Raw genomic sequence first — 22,048 nt, 5'->3', positions numbered from 1 at the left:
CCCTTAAGAGCCAATGGCTTTGCCATCATCATCGCGATGCAAAAGCCCAGCTCGTGCGCTCCAGCAAATCCTTTGCCGTTGTCCCTGACAGCTCGCTGGCTTCGGAGAACCAACCTTCATAGCGGTTAGCCTGGTCATCTATGGTGTCTTTCAGTAACTGCTTCTGGCTTTCCAGCTCAGCCACTGCTGAGTTAATCACCGCCGGATTCTTCATGGCTTCTTCCGTTAACTCAGTTCCGGCTTCCAGCTGGGCTTTTGCCGCTCTGGTCAAGCCCGCAGTCAGCATCAGTTGGGCTCTTTCTTCGTAATGTGTGGTGGCGGTTGCTTCTGCCGCTTTCAGAACCCGCTTCTGGGCTTTGTTTTCGGCTTTTTGTTCGTCTTTTGCGCTGAGTCCAAGCAGGTCCGGGAGCTTGCTGCCCAGAATAATGGTGCGGTAATGCTCATTCAACGTGTCGAGAATGGCTTCTTCCGTTTCGCCTGGAGTGGAGGTTCCGCACTGTCTTTCAATAATACCCAGCTGTTCTTCTTTCAGCGCTTGAAGAGTCAGTGCCAGCGCTGCACGGTTGACAGGGTTTGCTTCGATACCAGCCTTTGTCAGCTCTGCTTTCAGGGCCTGTAGTTTGTTATCAGATCTGACAATCTCAGCGGCGTTTTGAATCCCTTCTTCCAGAACACTCACGAGTCTTACGGATTCAGTAATCTGTGCTGCCAGTTGTTTACGAGAGGTTTCTGTCTCTTGCAACTGTTTGGCAACCGCCTGAACATGGGTCAGCGCTTCCGCACTGTGCGCTTCACTCCACTGTTTCCAGCGGGTGTTGTAAAGCTCTTTCATTTTTTCTTCCTGAATACGCTGGTAATACAGGTCGCGATCCATCATCCGGGCAACCAGGGTCCGGGCTTCCTTCTCACACTCTTTCCTGACCTGCTTAATCATGGGGTTGCCAGAGTTAAACATGGCCTGCTGATAGTGATGAATACTGCTGTAGACCGAACTGCCAACGGTGCGGATTCTGTTCACCAGCTGGAAGAAACCGTAGCTGAAGGCCAGGGCAGAAAGCGTGGCACCCAATACCGGACTGCCCAGAATGACAGCAAAACCTGTGGCATAGAGAGTCGCGCCAAGAACTGCGGTCAGGGCAATGGCGGAAGAGGCGAGAGCCAGTTCAATGCCCAGTTTCTTCCAGGCACCTTCCTCACCGTGATAGATGCCTTTGATCGCCTTATACATATTTTTGAATGGTGTCAGAATGGGTCCCAGAACGGTACGGGCCATGGCCGTTGGCAGACTGTCCCCCTTGCCGAAATGGCGGAGCCCTGTGGCAATGGCATCGTAAGGGCTGGTGGCGGTGAGGAAAGTCGGGCCAAAATTAACAATCTTATCCAGCAGGCGAACCTGTTCGCCATTCAGACTGTTCAGACCCTCACGAATGGCATAAGTCCCTCCTGCACCAAGCGCAGCCTTGCCAGCTGTCAGAGCGGTTCCAACGGCTGTACCGATGGCTGCGCAGGCAGGTGCAGCAGCACCAAAGGTGAGAAGCCCTCCCACAAAGCCGGCGGTTGCTGCGCAGATGCCAGCGGCGGTGCCATTCATAACATTTCGCACAAAATTCAAAGCCGTGGTGGCGTGCATGGTGTAGGCCGCCATATCGCACAATAGTTGGAAACGTTTGATGTTTTTAGCCAGGTCAGAGTTTGGGTCAACTTCTTCCAGAACCGCTTCATCACCGGCAAAACAGGATGCCATTGAATGGGCTTTTGCGGCGTTCTGCAATTGGGTTAACAGACCCACGCTGTCAGACCCCAGCAGTGATTGCAGCTGGTTCATGATCAGGGAAACATCGCCGAACAGTCGACGGAATTGCTCAGGGTTACGCTCGGCTACTCGCAGAGCCGAGGTAATAATGTTCCGGGCCTCCTGTTCCAGCGCTCTGTAACTCTGGCCGGGCAGGCGCAGGACTTGCAGGAAGCTGGCTTTACCGGCCTGCCAGTCCTGCCACAGCTGGCTGCCCGGAGCTGCAATGTTGCTGGCTGCCTGTTTTATCGTGGCCCCGTCCAGGCCGTCGATGTCTTTCAGCAACTGCAGGAATTCTTTTTCCGCAGAGTAGTCCAGCTTCTGTAGTGTTCTTGCCTGCTCAAGGTCAGCCAGAATCTGGGGAAAGGCACGTTCTTTATCCCAGAAAACCCGTCTTGCCAGCCGATAAGCGCCTTCGGTATGGCTGCCTACCGGGCGTACCGGCGTGAGCTTTTGGCGGATCGAGTGAATGGTTTTGAGTGTCTCGACATCCTGGTCGTAGTGACCGCTGGTGAGAACCACCTGTTCATCCTGATTCTTGAGTTTGGCGCGAATTTCGAATTCTGCCTGCTCCTGTTGTAAGCGGCGGGCATCGAAGCGCACTTTTTGCAGCGTTTTCAGGTTGGCATCGTTCTGGTTAGCGTGGAAGTCTGCTTCTGCTTTGAACAGGCTTTCCATGGTGGTGTACAGCCGTGTTTCCGTGTCGCTGGCATTGGTGGCCAGCTTTTCCATCAGGCGTTGAATGGAGGGAACTTTCAGGGCAAACAGACGATTTCCAACGGGTTTGTGCTTTTCGCTGTCCAGTATGCGATGCAGCTGTTCAGCACGTTCAAAGTTTTCAACCGCTTTATCCATAGCCGCCAGGGCTTCCTGCTCTTCTTCACTGAGAACCTGCGCCGCTTTGTAAGTCGCCATCAGCTCTTTAAACCGCTGGCTGCTCTTAACCATTTCATGGAGCTGGGCTTTATTTATGTGGCTATAGTCGGTAGTCACAATTCTGTGGCTTAGCTGTTGCAGGTAGACATCGACCAATACGCTTTCCAAAGCCTTGTTCAGTTCCCCGTTGGCAGGGTCTGCCAGAAAAGCCTTAAGCGCTTTGCGGTCGGTGGCCCGGCCAAGCTGCTGCAACTGGCTGGAGAGCTCTTTCACTTCCGCGCGTTCTGAGTCAGTCAGGGACTGACCGGTGTCTTTCAGCTTCAGGCGCAGTTCCTGTAAGCGATATCCGCACTGGCTTTTCAGATATTCCCTGACGGGGACTGGCTCTGCCAGCAGCATATAATCTGTCAGGTCTTTGGGGGAGCGTACTTTGTCAGCACTGCGATGCTGTAGCTTCTCAAAGCTCTGTTGCAGGGCATGAAACGCCGCAGAGGCGCCCGCAATGGCGTCTGTTTTTTGTAGATCGCACAGAATGGCAGTGCAAAGGTTCGAGAACCAGCTTTCGTTTTTAAAAGGCTTGAACAGCGGTGTCGCTTTATGATTATCCGGGTCAAGAAACTTCGCGTTCATTACCTGGCAGAAAGAGATTTTCTTGTTGTCCTTTTCCAGTTTCACCAGCAGGGCTAACAGTTCTTCGTACTGACCGGATGCCAGCAGCTGCTCCATTGAGGCGAGTTGCTGGTTCGCATGCTCCCGGTTGGCACGGCTCCACCAGGTGGCGGCATCCGCTTTGATTTCTTTCAGGCGCTGTCTGAGCAGGGCTGAGGCAAACTCGGGATGGTCTTCGCTAATCTGGCCCAGAATGCCGTAGGGGTGCAGGATCGCAGTTTCCTCACGTTCCAGACCGTTGCTGTCATAGGCAGCCAGTAATTCATTCAGTTGTTCTTCCAGCCCCTGTTGGGATTGTGAAATAGCGCGTGTACACAAAGTTTTCTGGAGGGTTGCGGGGAGGGAGTTTAATGACCCGGAGGCAGGCCTCAGAGAGGTATGACCTACCGTGCTGACCTGACTGTGCTCCGATGATGACGCTGTAGAAATACCTGTATCATCATAGGATCGACCGCTGGCAGTGCGGGTGTTCCGGGTTTGGGTGGATGTCAGGTTCATCATGGCGGGTCTCCCTGGATTGCCTGTATATGATCTCTGTGTAAATTGAGACCCGGCATTATTAAGGAAGTTCGCTAGCTGGTCAGACTGGCTGTCATTAATGTCAGTTATCCTGACAATGACAGCAGATGGAAGAAGTAATGACAGAGTTTATGACTAAATTGCATAAAAGAAGTTCAAAATCTGGTGTTTGTATCAGAAAGCCGTATAATCCAGCCGGTTTATCTTGACACTTCTTCTTCGGATTTCTGCATGTATCAACTTGGCCGCAAATTACTGTTCTGTCTTTCTGCTGAAAATGCTCACGATATGGCGCTTGAGATGATTGCGGCTGGTCAACGTCTGGGCCTTGCCGGGCTGATTGCACCGAAAGTGCCTTCCCGCCCGCGTCAGGTGATGGGGCTGACGTTTGATAACCCGGTCGGTCTGGCTGCGGGCATGGATAAAGATGCGGACTGCATCGATGGTATGGGTGCCCTGGGGTTTGGCCATGTTGAGCTGGGTACTGTTACCCCTCGCCCTCAGCCGGGTAACCCGAAGCCCCGCGCTTTTCGTATCCCTGAGCGCAATGCCCTGATCAACCGTATGGGCTTCAACAATAAGGGTGTGGATCACCTGGTTGAGAACGTACGCAAGTGCAATTACAAGGGCGTGATCGGCATCAATATCGGTAAAAACGTCGATACCCCGGTTGAAAATGCCAACAGTGACTATCAAATTTGTCTGCGCAAGGTTTACGCCCATGCAGGTTATGTGGCGGTGAACCTGTCTTCCCCGAACACTCCGGGACTGCGTAAACTGCAATATGGCGACGCCCTGAAAAGCCTGCTGGATATGCTGAAACAGGAACAGGTTGCCCTGACTGAGCGTTATGGTCGTAAAGTACCCATTGCTATCAAAATTGCCCCGGATATGACGGAAGAAGAAATCGCTGGCATTGCTCAGGAGCTGGTGGCGTATGAGCTGGATGGCGTGATTGCTACCAATACCACCCTGTCCCGTGATGCTGTGCTGGGGCTGCCTAATGCCCAGGAGCAGGGCGGTTTGAGCGGCGCACCACTGGGCGATCGTTCCACCGAGGTCATTCAGCTGCTCTCTTCCGAACTGTCTGGTCGACTGCCGATCATTGGTGTAGGTGGTGTGATGGATGGCAGAACCGCAGCTGACAAGATTAAGGCGGGTGCCAGCCTGGTTCAGCTGTACTCTGGATTTATCTACAAAGGCCCGGCCTTGATTCGTGAAGCGGCGGAAGCAGTATACTCCTGCGACCGCTGATTGTTCTGCTTGATAGCTATCTGTAGATAGTTGCAACCGGCAAAACACAAGAAAGCCCCGGTTAAGCCGGGGCTTTCTTGTCCTGTAAGGCTATTTCTGAAGGGTTATAAGTCAAAGATGGCTGGTGTCGGATATTCGGTGTACACCTGATACACCGATCATGCCATCCCAATTGTCGATACGACCTTCCCGCCAGCCACTCAGCCAGGCCTGACGAAGTTGTGGTTCCACGTGTGGGCAGATATCCTTGGAGCGGCCAGACACGCCTGTTTGATACCCCTTGGTATAGGCTCTGTCTGATTTATCCCTTTTCTGTCTTTTCATCATGCGGTACTGCCTCTTGCTGGTACGTTTGTTGACTGCCTCCATGGCATCCCTTGATGCTCCCCGGTATACAGCGTTCCGGTAGCTTCCTGAGTTGAAGCCATCCTGGAAGCTGCTGAAGGCTCCGGGAGCATGTCTTGCAGGGAAAGTCTACGGGTCAATTTCTATCTAATATTAATTGAGCTGTCGAGAAATAAAATACGATAAAAATAAAGTTTTTTATAACTATTTAGAATTTATAGTGCCATCGTCGTGGCGTTATAAGTCATTAATTCTTCAGGAAAACCCGCAGCTGCGCAGTCTTTCCTGAGCAAATCGTCCATGAGAGTGAGAGGTGAGAATGAGAGCGCTTTACCGGTGCTTTCCAAGGCACTCTCTAAAAAAATCACTCTCCAAAAGAACAGAGTTCAGAAATGAGTTCAATTGAATTTTTTGCCAGTTGCCCGAAAGGGCTGGAATACCTGCTGGCTCAGGAGCTGAAACAGCTTGGTGCCCAGACCGTCCAGGAAACCGTAGCCGGAGTCAGCTTCAGTGGTGATCTGGAAGTCGCTTACCGTGGCTGCATGTGGTCCCGGCTTGCGAGCCGGATTCTGTTGCGACTGGGTGAGATCAACAGTGCCACCAAAGAACAGCTCTACGATGGGGTGAAGTCTTTTGAGTGGGACGATCATCTGGACAGCAACAGCAGCTTTCGCATTGATTTCACGGGCTCAACACCAGATATCAATCACACACGCTTTGGTGCCCAGGTGGTGAAAGACGCCATTGTTGATCAGCTGCGTGATGAGCATGGCTGGCGTCCTTCGGTCAATGCCAGTAATCCGGATCTGCGTATCAATGTGCATGCCCGTGGTGAAAAAGCGTTTGTGTCCATCGATCTTTCCGGACAGAGTCTGCATCAGCGTGGTTACCGGCTGGAAGCGGGTTCGGCACCGCTGAAGGAGAACCTGGCTGCTGCATTGCTGGTTCGCGCTGGCTGGCAGGAGAAAATGAAAACGGGCGCCACCCTGGTTGACCCTATGTGTGGCTCTGGCACCTTGCTGATTGAAGGTGCCATGATGATGGCGGACATTGCGCCTGGCCTGATGCGGGCGCGTTTTGGCTTTGACCGCTGGATGGGGCATGTGCCGAAAATCTGGATGAATATTCTGGAAGAAGCCCGTGAACGTCGCAAGGTTGGGCTAGCCAGTGCTGAGTCCAGAATTGTTGGTTTTGAAGGGCTGTCGTCGGTGGCTCACCGGGCAAAATCGAACCTCGAACGCATGGGGCTTTCCAGGCTGGTCAGTGTTTGTCAGCAGGAGTTGAAGGATTTGCGACTGGATGCTGACCTGCCCACCGGTCTGGTGATCTGTAATCCCCCTTATGGTGAGCGTATGGGGGATGAAGCCAGTCTGGTGTACCTGTATCAACATCTGGGTGAGAAGCTGAAGCAGAGTTGTCCGGGCTGGGAAGCCGCTATTTTTACCGGTACGCCCGCGCTGGTTCGCAGCCTGGGTATGGGGCCGAAAAAGACGTACTCCCTGTTTAATGGTGCGCTGCCGTGTAAATTGTTCCTGTACGATATTCGGGAAAAGCAGGAGCAGCCGCTTTCTGCCAGTGCTAAACCAACAAAAGCCAATATTCCTTCTGTTACTTACCGTTCAGAAGGTGCCACGATGTTTGGCAATCGTTTGAAGAAAAACCTCCGAACCATTGGCAAATGGGCACGTAAAAGTAAAATCCAGTGTTACCGCCTGTACGATGCGGATATGCCGGAGTACGCGGTGGCTGTGGATGTTTACGGTGACTGGGTGCATGTGCAGGAATACGCTGCACCGGCTTCCATTAATGAGGAAAAAGCGAAAGAACGTCTGCTGGAAGCGTTGGGCGTCATTCCTGAGACTCTGGAAATTCCCCGTGAGCATGTGGTCTTCAAACAGCGTAAACGCCAGTCCGGTACCAGCCAGTACAGCCGGGTAGATGAGGTTGGCCGGATGATGGAAGTTGAAGAAGTCGGCTGTCGTCTGTTGGTCAACCTGCACGACTATCTGGATACTGGCCTGTTCCTGGATCATCGTCAGATGCGCCTTCGTATTCAGAAGGAGGCGAAAGGTAAAAAGTTCCTTAACCTGTTCTGTTATACCGCAACCGCAACGGTTCATGCGGCCGTTGGCGGAGCCAGTACCACCACCAGTGTTGATTTATCGAATACCTACCTGGACTGGGGGCGTAAAAACCTGGCTCTGAACGGTCTGAGTGAAGTGCGTCATCGCTTTGAGCGGGAAGACTGCCTGAAGTGGATTGAACGGGATAAAAACGACTATGACCTGATTTTTATCGACCCGCCCACTTTCTCAAACTCCAAAAAGTTCGAAGGCGTGTTTGATGTGCAGCGCGATCATGGTCATCTGATCAAGCTGGCCATGCGTCGTTTGAATGAAGGCGGTACCCTGTACTTCTCCAACAACTTCCGTCGTTTCAAGCTGGATGAGAAAGTAGCGGCTGAGTTTGAGGTGAAAGAAATTTCCGGCCAGACCGTTGATAAGGACTTCCAGCGGCGCAGCAATATTCACCGTAGCTGGATGATTTGTCACAGACACTGATTTCCATAAATAACCGCTGATTTTTAATCGCCTGTGGCTATTGCAGGCGCTTGAAAATCGGGCGAAAAATTCCGGCCCGTCGCTGCTGCACCGTATAGCCAGATTCGATACCAGGAGCGCTTTGGAGCAGTTCCCGCACCTGTTGCAGAGTCTTTACGAGCTTTGTGTTCATGATGACTTTCATTCCGTAATAATGGATGAAAGCCCCAATAGCAGCAGGCTCATTTCATATTGGAGAAGACTTACATAGGAAATTCAGACTACACTGCTTATTGCTTTTTTTACGCATTTGAGGTCTTTTCTTTTTTGCTGGCCTTTGCTGTCACTTGTGATTAAAGGCTCCGGGGAAGATAGTTTGTAAAAAGCAGATGAGCTTCATTCATTCTCAGATCAAATTTTATCGATTATCAGGTGGCTACGTTTTTGGACGAGAACTAGCTGAGTGCCGTCTTGTGCATAATTACTTGACATCTCTGAGTGCTAACTTTTTACGACTTTTTATTATCTTCCTGTTTGCCAGTTCAGCGCTTTTTGCTGCCAACGACGGTGTTATCTGTAAACCAGTCAGTGATTTAACGGCAGGTTTTCCAGGAAAGGCGTTTTTAGCTGATTCGTTTTTAGCCGACAGTGGTCAGGTATGTTTTAAACCTGTTGACGATAGCAGAGCAGTTTTTTCGCCTTTCTCTGACAGTGTGCTTTTCTATTTCCTGTCAACCGTTTTTTCAACTGCCGGAAGCGCCGGTGTTGTTTTTTCGGGCAGGCCCGGAAACGTATTAAGCCACAAAAACCCGTTACAGGCGGAATCACCGTCCCGGACATCCTTTTTAAAAACACTGTTAAAAAACAGATTGCTTCCTGACGGTGCTTTTTCCAGAGAGGCAAACGACAGAAAAAGAAACAGGCTTGAGGGAGAGCTGGATCAGGCGATTGCTAACTGGCAGCGACTTGTTAAAAGACCGCCTTATCCTGCCGCTGTTGTTTCTATCAGTGATGCCTCTATGCGGGTAGTTATTACCCGGGACAACATTCTCCGGAGTGCCAGCCTGGTTGCTTTGTACGAAAAACTGCTCAACATCCAGACGCAAAGCTATCTCGCACTTTTGGATACTGAAGCTCTGAAGGACATTGCAGGTATCGTCACTGGTAGTCTGGTGGCTTCCGGGAGTGGCGGTGATGGTGACGATGACGATAATGACAGCACTCATTACACCTTCGATGCCGAGCCTGAGCCACTGATCATTGCCTACGGCGACAAGGAGTACCCGGAGCAGGATTCAGCGGAAGAACTGATCAGGAAGAATCTGGAAAATAAACGACAACTGTTAAAAATCCTCCGAAAAAAAATGCAACAGGCCATAGCCCGGGATCATGGTGACCTGGCCCGGATTCTTGATAACAGGATCATGCTGATTGCCGCTGACCTTGAATACCTGACTGATTTGGATACATCCGCAACCGGAATAACGGAAAACGATCAGGGTTCCCCGGGGATTTTGTCATTCCTGAAGGCATGGCTGGCTACTGATGACCGGGAGCTGTGGCAGCGTGATGATGACGCCCTGAAACAGGCGCTGTCTCAACACCACTTAAACACTGTCTATCAGAGCATTCTCATTGTTCCCGGTGAGCTGACGCATGAAGAAGCCCTGTTCTACGACCGGTGGCGACTTACGGACGCGGGTTTGGTTTACCAGGCATTGAGAAGACGGCTGGAACAACAGTTGCAGTTGGAAACAGACGACATTAACGTGTCAACAAAACAAACTGAGTTTCTGGTTTCTGGTCTTGAAACGCTGGCGCGTCAGTTCCGGGCGATGTTTTCGGCTGATTTTTCAAGCCAGTACGATGAGAGGCAGGTACCCCACCAGGAAGGCGGAGGCCAGAATCAGAAAAAATGCAATGCCAGTTCATCTGAGGCAGCAGGCAGTCAAGAAGGCTCAAATTCAAACGCCCGCAAAAACAAAGCGTCTTGGGATAATAAGAGTGAGAGTGGCTGGAAAAAAGGCGATGAGGGGGAAGAGCCACCCGACAACGATAAACATACATACAGCAAGACCATCGACTGCCCGTCTTGTCACGGACCTTGCGAAGAGGAGAAGCCAGAAGCTGGTATTTCAGTAGCGGGGGGACGCTCAATCGCTGCAGAAGGAAGTGAGAAGTTGCAGGGCGACAAGTGCTCCATCTGCAGGAATGACTTAGGCGCTATTTCGGTCGTCAAGACGAACTGTAATCACCAATATCATCTGGAGTGCATTTCCGGATGGCTTAGGGAGCAGGCTCAGGCTAAGGCTTTTGCATCATCTTCGTGTGCTTATTGTCGACAAGAAGCCTTGCCGCTAGTGCGAGTGGACGGTGGCATGCTTTATGAAGACTCTGAATTCTGTGAAGACCTGCCTCTGCAAGCTTGTCGTGCCGGGCATTTGAAAACGCTGCAGCGTTCGCTTGAACTAGACAGCAGGATTGCCAGTAAACAGTTTCGTTCAGCTATTTCGAGTTCCGGCATCAGTTTGTTGCACGCCGCTGTCCTGAATGGTCATACGGAGTGCTTGCAACCCCTGATTGATGCCGGGGCAGTTGTTGGTGCCGCCCTGTGGGCAGATGGTCACACTCTTCTGCACATCGCTGCCCACAAAGGTTATACCGAGTGCCTGAAAATTCTGATCAAGGCCGGGGCGGATGTTAAGGCTACCCTGACGACGGATGGTGCCACTCCTCTGCACTTCGCTGCCCAAGACGGTCATACCGAGTGCATGGAACTTCTGATCAAGGCCGGGGCGGCTGTTGATGCTGCCCGGACGACGGATGGTAGCACTCCTCTGCACTTCGCTGCTCAAGGCGGTCATACCGAGTGCATGGAACTTCTGATCAAGGCTGGGGCGGATGTTGATGCTGCCCTGACGACGGATGGTGCCTCCCCTCTTTCCTACGCTGCCGAGAACGGTCATACCGGGTGCGTGGAACTTCTGATCAAGGCCGGGGCGGGTGTTGATGCTGCCCTGACGACAGATGGTAGCACTCCTCTGTACTTAGCTGCCGAGAACGGTCATACCGGGTGCGTGGAACTTCTGATCAAGGCCGGGACGGATGTTAAGGCTGCCCGGACGACGGATGGTACCACTCCTCTGCACATCGCTGCCCAAGGCGGTCATACCGGGTGCGTGGAGCTTCTGATCAAGGCCAGGGCGAATGTTAAGGCTTCCCTGACGACGAACGGTGACACTCCGCTGCGCATCGCTAACCGGAACGGCCAGACCGGGTGCGCAGAACTTCTGACCGCTGCCGAGGAGAATAGTCAACCGTCAGACCAATAACTGGCTAAATACGACTTGCAGTGCTAAGTAAATCATCGCTTTGAACGGGATAAAAACGACTATGGCTCGATTTTTATCGACCCGCCCACCTTCTCAAACTCCAGGAAGTTCGAAGGCGTGTTTGATGCGCAGCGCGATCATGGTCATCTGATCAGGCTGGCCATGCGTCGTTTGAATGAAGGCGGTACTCTGTACTTCTCCAACAACTTCCGTCGTTCATATTGGAGAAGACTTACATAGGAAATTCAGACTACACTGCTTATTGCTTTTTTTACGCATTTGAGGTCTTTTCTTTTTTGCTGTCCTTTGCTGTCACTTGTGATTAAAGGCTCCGGGAAAGATAGTTTATAAAAAGCAGATGAGCTTCATTCATTCTCAGATCAAATTTTATCGATTATCAGGTGGCTACGTTTTTGGACGAGAACTAGCTGAGTGCCGTCTTGTGCATAATTACTTGACATCTCTGAGTGCTGACTTTTTACGACTTGTTATTATCTTCCTGTTTGCCAGTTCAGCGCTTTTTGCTGCCACCGACGGTGTTATCTGTAAACCAGTCAGTGATTTAACGGCAGGCTTTCCAGGAAAGGCGTTTTTAGCTGATTCGTTTTTAGCCGACAGCGGTCAGGTATGTTTTAAACCTGTTGACGATAGCAGAGCAGTTTTTTCTCCTTTCTCTGACAGTTTGCTTTTCTATTTCCTGTCAACCGTTTTTTCAACTGCCGGAAGCGCCGGTGTTGTTTTTTCGGGCAGACCCGGAAACGTATTAAGCCACAAAAACCCGTTACAGGCGGAATCACCGTCCCGGACATCCTTTTTAAAAACACTGTTAAAAAACAGATTGCTTCCTGACGGTGCTTTTTCCAGAGAGGCAAACGACAGAAAAAGAAACAGGCTTGAGGGAGAGCTGGATCAGGCGATTGCTAACTGGCAGCGACTTGTTAAAAGACCGCCTTATCCTGCCGCTGTTGTTTCTATCAGTGATGCCTCTATGCGGGTAGTTATTACCCGGGACAACATTCTCCAGAGTGTCAGCCTGGTTGCTTTGTACGAAAAACTGCTCAACATCCAGACGCAAAGCTATCTCGCACTTTTGGATACCGAAGCTCTGAAGGACATTGCAGGTATCGTCACTGGTAGCCTGGTGGCTTCCGGGAGTGGCGGTGATGGTGACGATAATGATAGCACTCATTACACCTTCGATGCCGAGCCTGAGCCACTGATCATTGCCTATGGCGACAAGGAGTACCCGGAGCAGGATTCAGCGGAAGAACTAATCAGGAAGAATCTGGAAAATAAACGACAACTGTTAAAAATCCTCCGAAAAAAAATGCAACAGGCCATAGCCCGGGGTCATGGTGACCTGGCCCGGATTCTTGATAACAGGATCATGCTGATTGCCGCTGACTTTGAATACCTGACTGATTTGGATACATCCGCAACCGGAATAACGGAAAACGATCAGGGTTCCCCGGGGATTTTGTCATTCCTGAAGGCATCGCTGGCTACTGATGACCGGGAGCTGTGGCAGCGTGATGATGACGCCCTGAAACAGGCGCTGTCTCAACACCACGTAAACACTGACTATCAGAGCATTCTCATTGTTCCCGGTGAGCTGACACATGAAGAAGCCCTGTTCTACGACCGGTGGCGACTTACGGACGCAGGTTTGGTTTACCAGGCATTGAGAAGACGGCTGGAACAACAGTTGCAGCTGGAAACAGACGACATTAACGTGTCAACAAAACAAACTGAGTTTCTGGTTTCTGGTCTTGAAACGCTGGCGCGTCAGTTCCGGGGGATGTTGTCAGCTGATCTTTCAAGCCAGTACGATGAGAGGCAGGTACCCCACCAGGAAGGCGGAGGCCAGAATCAGAAAAAACGCAAGGCCAGTTCATCTGAGGCAGCAGGCAGTCAAGAAGGCTCAAATTCAAACGCCCGCAAAAACAAAGCGTCTCGGGATAATAAGAGTGAGAGTGGCTGGAAAAAAGGCGATGAGGGGGAAGAGCCACCCGACAACGATAAACATACATACAGCAAGACCATCGACTGCCCGTCTTGTCACGGACCTTGCGAAGAGGAGAAGCCAGAAGCTGGTATTTCAGTAGCGGGGGGGCGCTCAACCGCTGCAGAAGGAAATGAGAAGTTACAGGGTGACAAGTGCTCCATCTGCAAGGAGGACTTAGGCGCTATTTCGGTCGTCAAGACGAACTGTAATCATCAATATCATCTGGAGTGCATTGCCGGATGGCTTAGGGAGCAGGCTCCGGCTACGGCTCTTGCATCACGTTCGTGTGCTTATTGTCGGCAAAGAGCTTTGCCGCTGGTGCGAGTGGACGGTGGCAAGCTCGATGAAGACTCTGAATTCTGCGAAGACCTGCCTCTGCAAGCTTGTCGTGCCGGGGATTTGAAAACGCTGCAGCGTTCGCTTGAACTAGACAGCAGGATTGCCAGTAAACAGTTTCGTTCAGCTGTTTCGGGTTCCGGGATCAGTTTGTTGCACGTCGCTGTCCTGAATGGTCATACGGAGTGCTTGCAAACCTTGATCGATGCCGGGGCAGTTGTTGGTGCTGCCCTGAGGGCAGATGGTCTCACCCTTCTGCACATCGCTGCCTACAAAGGTTATACCGAGTGCCTGAAAGTTCTGATCAAGGCCGGGGCGGATATTAAGGCTACCCTGACGACGGATGGTGTCACTCCCCTGCACTGCGCTGCCGAAGGCGGTCATACCAGGGGCATGGAACTTCTGATCAAGGCCGGGGCGGATGTTAAGGCTGCCCGGACGACGAATGGTGCCACTCTTCTGCACATCGCTGCCCAAGGCGGTCATACCGGGTGCGTGGAGCTTCTGATCAAGGCCGGGGCGGATGTTGATGCTGCCCGGACGACGGATGGTGTCACTTCTCTGCACCTCGCTGCCCAAGGCGGACATATCGAGTGCATGGAACTTCTGATCAAGGCTGGGGCGGCTGTTGATGCTGCCCGGACGACGGATGGTGACACTCCTCTGCACATCGCTGCCCAAGGCGGTCATACCGAGTGCGTGGAGCTTCTGATCAAGGCCAAGGCGGCTATTGATGCTGCCCTGACGACAAATGGTGCCACTCCTCTGCACATCGCTGCCCAAGTCGGTCATACCGAGTGCATGAAACTTCTGATCAAGGCCGGGGCGGATGTTAAGGCTGCCCTCACGATGGATGGTGACACTCCTCTGCACATCGCTGCCCAAGACGGACATATCGAGTGCATGAAACTTCTGATCAAGGCCGGGGCGGCTGTTGATGCTGCCCGGACGACGAATGGTGTCACTTCTCTGCCCCTCGCTATCCAAGGCGGACATATCGAGTGCATGAAACTTCTGATCAAGGCTGGGGCGGCTGTTGATGCTGCCCGGACGACGGATGGTGTCACTCCTCTGCACATCGCTGCCAACAAAGGTTATACCGAGTGCCTGAAACTTCTGATCAAGGCCGGGGCGGATGTTAAGGCTACCCTGACGACGGATGGTGCCACTCCTCTGCACTTCGCTGCCCAAGGCGGTCATACCGAGTGCATGGAACTTCTGATCAAGGCCGGGGCGGGTGTTGATGCTGCCCTGACGACAGATGGTAGCACTCCTCTGTACTTAGCTGCCGAGAACGGTCATACCGGGTGCGTGGAACTTCTGATCAAGGCCGGGGCGGGTGTTGATGCTGCCCTGACGACAGATGGTAGCACTCCTCTGTACTTAGCTGCCGAGAACGGTCATACCGGGTGCGTGGAACTTCTGATCAAGGCCGGGGCGGGTGTTAAGGCTGCCCTGACGACGAATGGTGACACTCCGCTGCGCACCGCTAACCGGAACGGCCAGACCGGTTGCGCGAAACTTCTGACCGCTGCCGAGGAGAATAGCCAACCGTCAGACCAATAACTGGCTAAATACGGTAGGCAGGAGCTTAAAGGTGCATAATTACTTGACATCTCTGAGTGCTGACTTTTTACGACTTTTTATTACCTTCCTGTTTGCCAGTTCAGCGCTTTTTGCTGCCACCGACGGTGTTATCTGTAAACCAGTCAGTGATTTAACGGCAGGCTTTCCAGGAAAGGCGTTTTTAACTGATTCGTTTTTAGCCGACAGCGGTCAGGTATGTTTTAAACCTGTTGACGATAGCAGAGCAGTTTTTTCTCCTTTCTCTGACAGTTTGCTTTTCTATTTCCTGTCAACCGTTTTTTCAACTGCCGGAAGCGCCGGTGTTGTTTTTTCGGGCAGACCCGGAAACGTATTAAGCCACAACAACCCGTTACAGGCGGAATCACCGTCCCGGACATCCTTTTTAAAAACACTGTTAAAAAACAGACTGATTCCTGACGGTGCTTTTTCCAGAGAGGCAAACGACAGAAAAAGAAACAGGCTTGAGGGAGAGCTGGATCAGGCGATTGCTAACTGGCAGCGACTTGTTAAAAGACCGCCTTATCCTGCCGCTGTTGTTTCTATCAGTGATGCCTCTATGCGGGTAGTTATTACCCGGGACAACATTCTCTGGAGTGTCAGTCTGGTTTCTTTGTACGAAAAACTGCTCAACATCCAGACGCAAAGCTACCTCGCACTTTTGGATACCGAAGCTCTGAAGGACATTGCAGGTATCGTCACTGGTAGTCTGGTGGCTTCCGGGAGTGGCGGTGATGGTGACGATGACGATAATGACAGCACTCATTACACCTTCGATGCCGAGCCTGAGCCACTGATCATTATCTATGGCGACAAGGAGTACCCGGAGCAGGATTCAGAGGAAGAACTGATCAGGAAGAATCTGGAAAACAAACGACAACTGTTAAAAATCCTCCGAAAAAAAATGCAACAGGCCATAGTCCGGGGTCATGGTGACCTGGCCCGGATTCTTGATAACAGGATCATGCTGATTGCCGCTGACCTTGAATATCTGACTGATTTGGATATATCCGCAACCGGAATAACGGAAAACGATCAGGGTTCCCCGGGGATTTTGTCATTCCTGAAGGCATCGCTGGCTACTGATGACCGGGAGCTGTGGCAGCGTGATGATGACGCCCTGAAACAGGCGCTGTCTCAACACCACGTAAACACTGACTATCAGAGCATTCTCATTGTTCCCGGTGAGCTGACGCATGAAGAAGCCCTGTTCTACGACCGGTGGCGACTTACGGACGCGGGTTTGGTTTACCAGGCATTGAGAAGACGGCTGGAACAGGAGTTGCAGCTGGAAACAGACGACATTAACGTGTCAACAAAACAAACTGAGTTTCTGGTTTCTGGTCTTGAAACGCTGGCGTGTCAGTTCCGGGCGATGTTTTCGGCTGATCTTTCAAGCCAGTACGATGAGAGGCAGGTACCCCATCAGGAAGGCGGAGGCCAGAATCAGGAAAAACACAAAGCCACGGCAGAAGGCAGGCAAGAAGGTTCAAATTTAAACACCCGCACAAACAAAGCGCCTCTGGACAATAAGGAGGAGAGTGGCTGGAAGAAAGGCGATGAGGGGGAAGAACCACCCGACAACGATAAACATACATATAGTAAGACCATCGACTGCTCACCTTGCCACGGACCTTGCAAAAAGGAAAAGCCAGAAGCTGGTATTTCAGTAGCGGGGGGGTGCTCAACCGCTGCAGAAGGAAATGAGAAGTCACAGGGCGACAAGTGCTCCATCTGCAGGAATGACTTAGGCGTTATTTCGGTCGTCAAGACGAACTGTAATCACCAATATCATCTGGAGTGCATTGCCGTATGGCTTAGGGAACAGGGTCCGGCTAAGGCTAAGGCTCTTGCATCACGTTCGTGTGCTTATTGTCGGCAAGAAGCCCTACCGCTGGTGCGAATGGACGGTGGCATGCTTTATGAAGATTCTGAATTCTGTGAAGACCTGCCTCTGCAAGCTTGTCGTACGGGGGATTTGGAAACGCTGCAGCGTTCGCTTGAACTAGACAGTAGAATTGCCAATAAACAATTTCGTTCACCTGTTTCGGGTTCCGGCATCAGTTTGTTGCACGCTACTGTCCTGAATGGTCATACGAAGTGCTTGCAACCCCTTATTGATGCCGGGGCAGTTGTTGGTGCTACCCTGAGGACAGATGGTTTCACCCTTCTGCACATCGCTGCCCACAAAGGTCATACCGGGTGCCTGAAAGTTCTGATCAAAGCTGGGGCGGCTGTTGATGCTGCCCTGACGACGGATGGTGCCACTCCTCTGCACCTCGCTGCCCACAAAGGTCATACCGGGTGCCTGAAAGTTCTGATCAAGACTGGGGCGGCTGTTGATGCTGCCCGGACGACGGATGGTGCCACTCCTCTGAACCTCGCTGCCCACAAAGGTCATACCGGGTGCCTGAAAGTTCTGATCAAAGCTGGGGCGGCTGTTGATGGTGCCCGGACGACGGATGGTGTCTCTCCTCTTTTCTTCGCTGTCGTTAACGGTCATACCGAGTGCATGGAACTTCTGATCAAGGCCGGGGCGGATGTTGATGCTGCCCGGACGGCGGATGGTGGCACTTCTCTGCACCTCGCTGCCCTGAAAGGTTGTACCAGGTGCGTGGAGCTTCTGATCAAGTCTGGGGCGATTGTTGATGCTGCAATGACGACGAATGGTGTCACTCCTCTGCACTTAGCTGCCGAGAACGGTCATACCGGGTGCATGGAACTTCTGATCAAGGCTGGGGCGGTTGTTGATGCTGTCCTGACGAAGGATGGTACCACTTCTCTGCACCTCGCTGCCCAAGGCGGTCATACCGGGTGCGTGGAACTTCTGATCAAGGCCGGGGCGATTGTTGATGCTGCCCGGACGGTGGATGGTGTCACTCCTCTGCACCTCGCTGCCCAGGGCGGTCATATCGGGTGCATGGAACTTTTGATCAAGGCCGGAGCGGATGTTGGTGCTGCCCAGACGGTGGATGGTGCCACTCCTCTCCACCTCGCTGCCCTGAAAGGTCGTACCGGGTGCGTGAAGCTTCTGATTAATGCCAAGGCGGATGTTAAGGCTGCCCTGACGACGAATGGTGCCACTCCGCTGCGCATTGCTAACCGGAACGGCCACACCGGGTGCGCGAAACTTCTGACCGCTGCCGAGGAGCCTGACCGAGAATAAGATTTATCTGATATAATAGCGTTCAAAACGCAGCCCTGATGAAGCCTGATGTCGCCACCTCCAAAATTCAAGGATAGCCCTGTTGAGTTCGACCAGCACCTGCTGTTCCCAACCAACATCTTTGATCTTCTTCTCAACCAACATCTTTGATCTTCTTCCCAAGGATCATGACTGCTACATCTATGAGACCATCTTCCAGAACATTGACACCTCGGAAGTTGAAAAGCAGTACCATCACCTTGGACTGCATGCCTACCCACCCAAGCTGATCGTAGGTATCCTGATCTACGCCTACAGTCATGGTGTATTCAGCTTCCGTGAAATAGAAAAACGGTGTCGGCAGGATCTGGCATTCATGTACATCTCTCAGATGAATTGCCCAAACTTTCGTGTCCTGGGGGACTTCCGCAAAAACAACCTGTCGTTTTTTCATGACTGTTTCAAACAGTCCGTCAAGCTGGCGATGGAGCTGAAACTGGCATCGCTTGGGCATATCAGTCTGGATGGTTCGAAATTCAAAGCCAACAGCTCAAAGCATAAGGCCATGAGCTACGGCCGGCTTAAAGCCAAAGAGGCAGAACTCAGCGCTGAAGTTGATGAACTGATCAAAAAAGCCAGCCAGTGCGATCAGGAAGAAGATGACGCCTACAAAGAAACCAATGGCTACAGTATTCCTGAAGACCTCCAGTTTAAAGAAGAACGGCTGAAGAAAATTAAGGCAGCCAAAAAAGCACTGGAAGAGCGTGAGAAAGCCCTCAATCCGGACGAGCCAATAGACGACAAGAAACAGATTAGCTTTGCAGACCATGATGCCCGGATGATGAGCAAGAAGGGGTACTGCGAATACAGCTACAATGCCCAAATTAATGTAGATTCGGATCACCAGATCATTGTCGGCCAACACATCAGTCAACGCGCCAACGACGTACAGGAAGTAGAACCTGCTCTTCAGGCTCTGTCAGAGTCTACCGATGGCGCAGCTGTGGATAAATGGAGTATGGATAACGGCTATTTTTCAGGGCCAAATCTGCACGCTGTGGATAAACACGGAATAGACGGTTATATCGCTACTGACAGGGAAGAAAAACCGGCTGCCACCGATTTTGAAAATACTGATCGAAAGTTTGTCAAAGCGGATTTTACATATGATATTGAAGCGGACGTCTTCATCTGTCCGGCTGGGGAAAAATTGGTTACCAATCCGGCCAGTAAAGCTAAGAGGAAAGGCTACCGGGCAAACAAGGAAGTATGCCGAGAGTGCCCTTACCGCTCCAGATGCAGTGGCTCCAAAAAAAGTGCAGGCAGGGTAATTCGCACAGACAAGTTTGAAACTGCACGACAAGCCATGAATAAAAAAAATGGAAACAAGCGAAGCGAAGGCAGTATACGAACGTCGCAAAGTAATAGCGGAACCGCCGTTTGGTCAGATAAAAAACTCTGGATTCAGGAGTTTCAGTCTGCGCGGGAAAGAGAAAGTGGAAGCAGAGTTTTCACTGGTATGCACAGTGCATAATTTCAAAAAAATTGTGAAGAAAGCTTCAACGGGTTCAATCCGTCTTGAGGATTTAAAAAAGGTTAGAAAAGCGGCATAAAGGTAAAGAAAAGCTGTAAATTTGCAAAAATGAGCAAATTAACCTCAAAAAGTGGTTGTTTTTTGCTCATTTTGAATTTTGTGAAACCCTTAGGAGCAATGGCACTGACTTAAGCTCTCACCCCTTGTACTTATTGAGTTGACGAGCTTTAGCCCTAGAGTGCTGGAGCTTTTTAAATGCCTTTGGTCGCCTCTTTACAGCTCTTGGTTCTGATCGTCCCGGTCGGTCTCCAACTTTATGTTCTCCAATGATAACTATCATTTGAGCTTGAACCTGGTTGAGAGTGCAATTTGGACAGAATAACAGTAAAACCCGAGCCCCATTTAGCGTCTGTTTTGCTGCCTTGAAGCTCACATCCCTCGGAACTTGCTCTGTGGCTTTGGCCACTCGCGCCATTAATGCCCGTATCAAATTGTAAACCAGAAAATGAACATAAATTTCTTTACGCACCATCGCTGGAGTCTTACAGCGCAACATCTCCATATTCATAATTGTTTTGATGGATCTGAAGTCCAACTCAATATTCCAGCGTTTGGTGTACAGTGCGCTAATGTCAGAGCGTGGATATGCTTCTGCATCAATCAATGTGGTAACGATGATACGATTCTTCGTTTTAATGGCACGGATAATCAGGTGATCCGGTGTCCACTGATCGTAAAACTCTCTGCTCATCCAGGGTGGTTTTGGAGGACGCTCCAATCTGAATAAAGCATCTTTTTTTCCCAGTTTCATGAAGGATTTTCTGAAGTCGATTTTACGCGCACCATTTTTTTCAAAAACACCGTCAACACCTGCTATAAGCAAAAGTGCCAGGATGAAATACGTCTCGAAAATGGCATCGCCAAGCACAATGTCGTCAGCATTCAAGTTCGGGATCATTTGTATCATCAGAGATTGCTCTCCACTGCCTTTTCCCTCACAAGCTCCCATGGCTGTCTCAATGAGAGCTCCACTTCCCAGCGTGATAAAGGCAAGCATCCTGACAGTAGGGAACCCTACTTCTTTTTTTTGGGATTTTGACTGGGGATAGAGCTGTTGGTTTTCAGTCGTGTCAGGCATATTAGCAGTGGTTCCATCGGCAATAACAACCCGCCGACCGTGCCACAACCATGATTCCGGGCTTTCTTCATCCAGTCGTTTTCCTGAAATCTGAAACAATGACTTTACCTGATCTTCCGGCAACCGTTTACGTGCTTTGCAGTAGGCGTCATTCTTGGTTTTGTCGGACACTTCGTCATTTGCTGCTTGTTCAAGTGACTCCTGTACAAGAACCTTTCTGCAGGACTTGTCTTCATTGGACACCTGACGCATAAAAAGAGTAAGGGTTTTCAGGGCTGGATAATCTCTAACTCTGGAGGTCGATTTTTTCTCAAAGGCATTCAGGATCTCTGTGGAGAGTAGAGAAGCCAAGGCGTCTTCAGATGTTTGTGCAAACTGCTTCAGACATTGGTCAGCGAGTTTTAGATATTCTGGGCTAGACTTGTTCATGGCTTGCTCGAGGGCTCTGTTAACTTCATCTATTTATAGATGATTTGTTCTTGGGCAAGCCTTTCATGCCAAGGGATTAAGTCTTAAGTCAGTGCCATTGCCCTTAGGAGGACTGCCTAAGCTATTCTCGGTCAGGCTCCGAGGAGAATAGTCAACCGTCAGACCAATAACTGGTTAAATACGACTTGCAGTGCTACGTAAATCATCGCTTTGAACGGGATAAAAACGACTTTTTATCGACCCGCCCACCTTCTTAAACTCCAGGAAGTTCGAAGGCGTGTTTGATGCGCAGCGCGATCATGGTCATCTGATCAGGCTGGCCATGCGTCGTTTACAACTTCCGTCGTTCATATTGGAGAAGACTTACATAGGAAATTCAGACTACACTGCTTATTGCTTTTTTTACGCATTTGAGGTCTTTTCTTTTTTGCTGCCCTTTGCTGTCACTTGTGATTAAAGGCTCCGGGAAAGATAGTTTATAAAAAGCAGATGAGCTTCATTCATTCTCAGATCAAATTTTATCGATTATCAGGTGGCTACGTTTTTGGAC

General features: G+C 51.0%; 11 protein-coding genes and 1 pseudogene. 8 read left to right on the top strand and 4 right to left on the bottom strand.

From position 1 onward, the window contains the following. Positions 1-28: 28 nt before the first annotated feature. Positions 29-3,838, bottom strand: coding sequence for a hypothetical protein (locus NX720_RS01935; protein WP_262599036.1), 3,810 nt, complete (start codon positions 3,836-3,838; stop codon positions 29-31). Between the two features lie 249 nt (positions 3,839-4,087). On the opposite strand from NX720_RS01935, the gene NX720_RS01930 reads away from it, so the two are divergent. Further along, complete coding sequence (locus NX720_RS01930) at positions 4,088-5,110, top strand: quinone-dependent dihydroorotate dehydrogenase (protein WP_262599034.1); 1,023 nt, start codon at positions 4,088-4,090, stop codon at positions 5,108-5,110. Between the two features lie 111 nt (positions 5,111-5,221). Here the strand turns inward: NX720_RS01930 and rmf are convergent, their stop codons facing one another. Further along, positions 5,222-5,434: a ribosome modulation factor gene (rmf, locus tag NX720_RS01925; RefSeq protein WP_262601699.1), complete on the bottom strand. Its 213-nt coding sequence runs from the start codon at positions 5,432-5,434 to the stop codon at positions 5,222-5,224. 413 nt (positions 5,435-5,847) lie between these two features. Between rmf and rlmKL the strand changes: the two genes are divergently transcribed. After that, complete coding sequence (gene rlmKL / locus NX720_RS01920) at positions 5,848-8,016, top strand: bifunctional 23S rRNA (guanine(2069)-N(7))-methyltransferase RlmK/23S rRNA (guanine(2445)-N(2))-methyltransferase RlmL (protein WP_262599033.1); 2,169 nt, start codon at positions 5,848-5,850, stop codon at positions 8,014-8,016. A 37-nt stretch (positions 8,017-8,053) separates the two neighbouring features. Here the strand turns inward: rlmKL and NX720_RS01915 are convergent, their stop codons facing one another. Continuing rightward, on the bottom strand, positions 8,054-8,188 hold the full coding sequence (locus NX720_RS01915; RefSeq protein ID WP_262599031.1) for a hypothetical protein: 135 nt from the start codon (positions 8,186-8,188) through the stop codon (positions 8,054-8,056). A 280-nt stretch (positions 8,189-8,468) separates the two neighbouring features. Here NX720_RS01915 and NX720_RS01910 point away from each other — a divergent pair, with 280 nt between their 5' ends. From NX720_RS01910 to NX720_RS26915, 6 genes and pseudogenes are all read left to right on the top strand, one after another. Further along, positions 8,469-11,327, top strand: a complete 2,859-nt coding sequence (locus NX720_RS01910; protein ID WP_262599029.1) for an ankyrin repeat domain-containing protein — start codon at positions 8,469-8,471, stop codon at positions 11,325-11,327. A gap of 117 nt (positions 11,328-11,444) precedes the next feature. After that, positions 11,445-11,567 carry a hypothetical protein gene (locus tag NX720_RS01905; RefSeq protein WP_262598982.1) on the top strand — a complete coding sequence of 41 codons (123 nt, stop codon included), beginning with the start codon at positions 11,445-11,447 and terminating at the stop codon, positions 11,565-11,567. A gap of 202 nt (positions 11,568-11,769) precedes the next feature. Then, entirely contained in the window at positions 11,770-15,234 is a 3,465-nt protein-coding gene (locus NX720_RS01900; RefSeq protein ID WP_262599028.1) for an ankyrin repeat domain-containing protein, read from the top strand. A 31-nt stretch (positions 15,235-15,265) separates the two neighbouring features. Continuing rightward, a complete protein-coding gene (locus tag NX720_RS01895) occupies positions 15,266-18,418 on the top strand; it encodes an ankyrin repeat domain-containing protein (protein WP_262599027.1) in 3,153 nt (1,050 codons plus the stop codon). An 82-nt stretch (positions 18,419-18,500) separates the two neighbouring features. After that, a pseudogene (locus tag NX720_RS01890) lies at positions 18,501-19,772 on the top strand (IS1182 family transposase); the annotation flags it as partial. A 4-nt stretch (positions 19,773-19,776) separates the two neighbouring features. Next, entirely contained in the window at positions 19,777-20,010 is a 234-nt protein-coding gene (locus NX720_RS26915; RefSeq protein WP_404831040.1) for a transposase, read from the top strand. 117 nt (positions 20,011-20,127) lie between these two features. Here the strand turns inward: NX720_RS26915 and NX720_RS01885 are convergent, their stop codons facing one another. Further along, complete coding sequence (locus tag NX720_RS01885; RefSeq protein WP_262598577.1) at positions 20,128-21,498, bottom strand: IS4 family transposase; 1,371 nt, start codon at positions 21,496-21,498, stop codon at positions 20,128-20,130. Positions 21,499-22,048: the final 550 nt, after the last annotated feature.

The organism is Endozoicomonas euniceicola, from assembly GCF_025562755.1.
Classification (GTDB): Bacteria; Pseudomonadota; Gammaproteobacteria; order Pseudomonadales; family Endozoicomonadaceae; genus Endozoicomonas_A; species Endozoicomonas_A euniceicola.
Note: the sequence above shows the minus strand (reverse complement) of the source record. Positions and strands in the feature narration are given on the sequence as shown.

Excerpts from the sequence above, each read along its gene's own strand:
- NX720_RS01935 (WP_262599036.1), bottom strand. The coding sequence starts at position 3,838 with ATGATGAACCTGACATCCACCCAAACCCGGAACACCCGCACTGCCAGC.
- NX720_RS01930 (WP_262599034.1), top strand. The coding sequence starts at position 4,088 with ATGTATCAACTTGGCCGCAAATTACTGTTCTGTCTTTCTGCTGAAAAT.
- rmf (WP_262601699.1), bottom strand. The coding sequence starts at position 5,434 with ATGAAAAGACAGAAAAGGGATAAATCAGACAGAGCCTATACCAAGGGG.
- rlmKL (WP_262599033.1), top strand. The coding sequence starts at position 5,848 with ATGAGTTCAATTGAATTTTTTGCCAGTTGCCCGAAAGGGCTGGAATAC.
- NX720_RS01915 (WP_262599031.1), bottom strand. The coding sequence starts at position 8,188 with ATGAACACAAAGCTCGTAAAGACTCTGCAACAGGTGCGGGAACTGCTC.
- NX720_RS26915 (WP_404831040.1), top strand. The coding sequence starts at position 19,777 with ATGGAAACAAGCGAAGCGAAGGCAGTATACGAACGTCGCAAAGTAATA.
- NX720_RS01885 (WP_262598577.1), bottom strand. The coding sequence starts at position 21,498 with ATGAACAAGTCTAGCCCAGAATATCTAAAACTCGCTGACCAATGTCTG.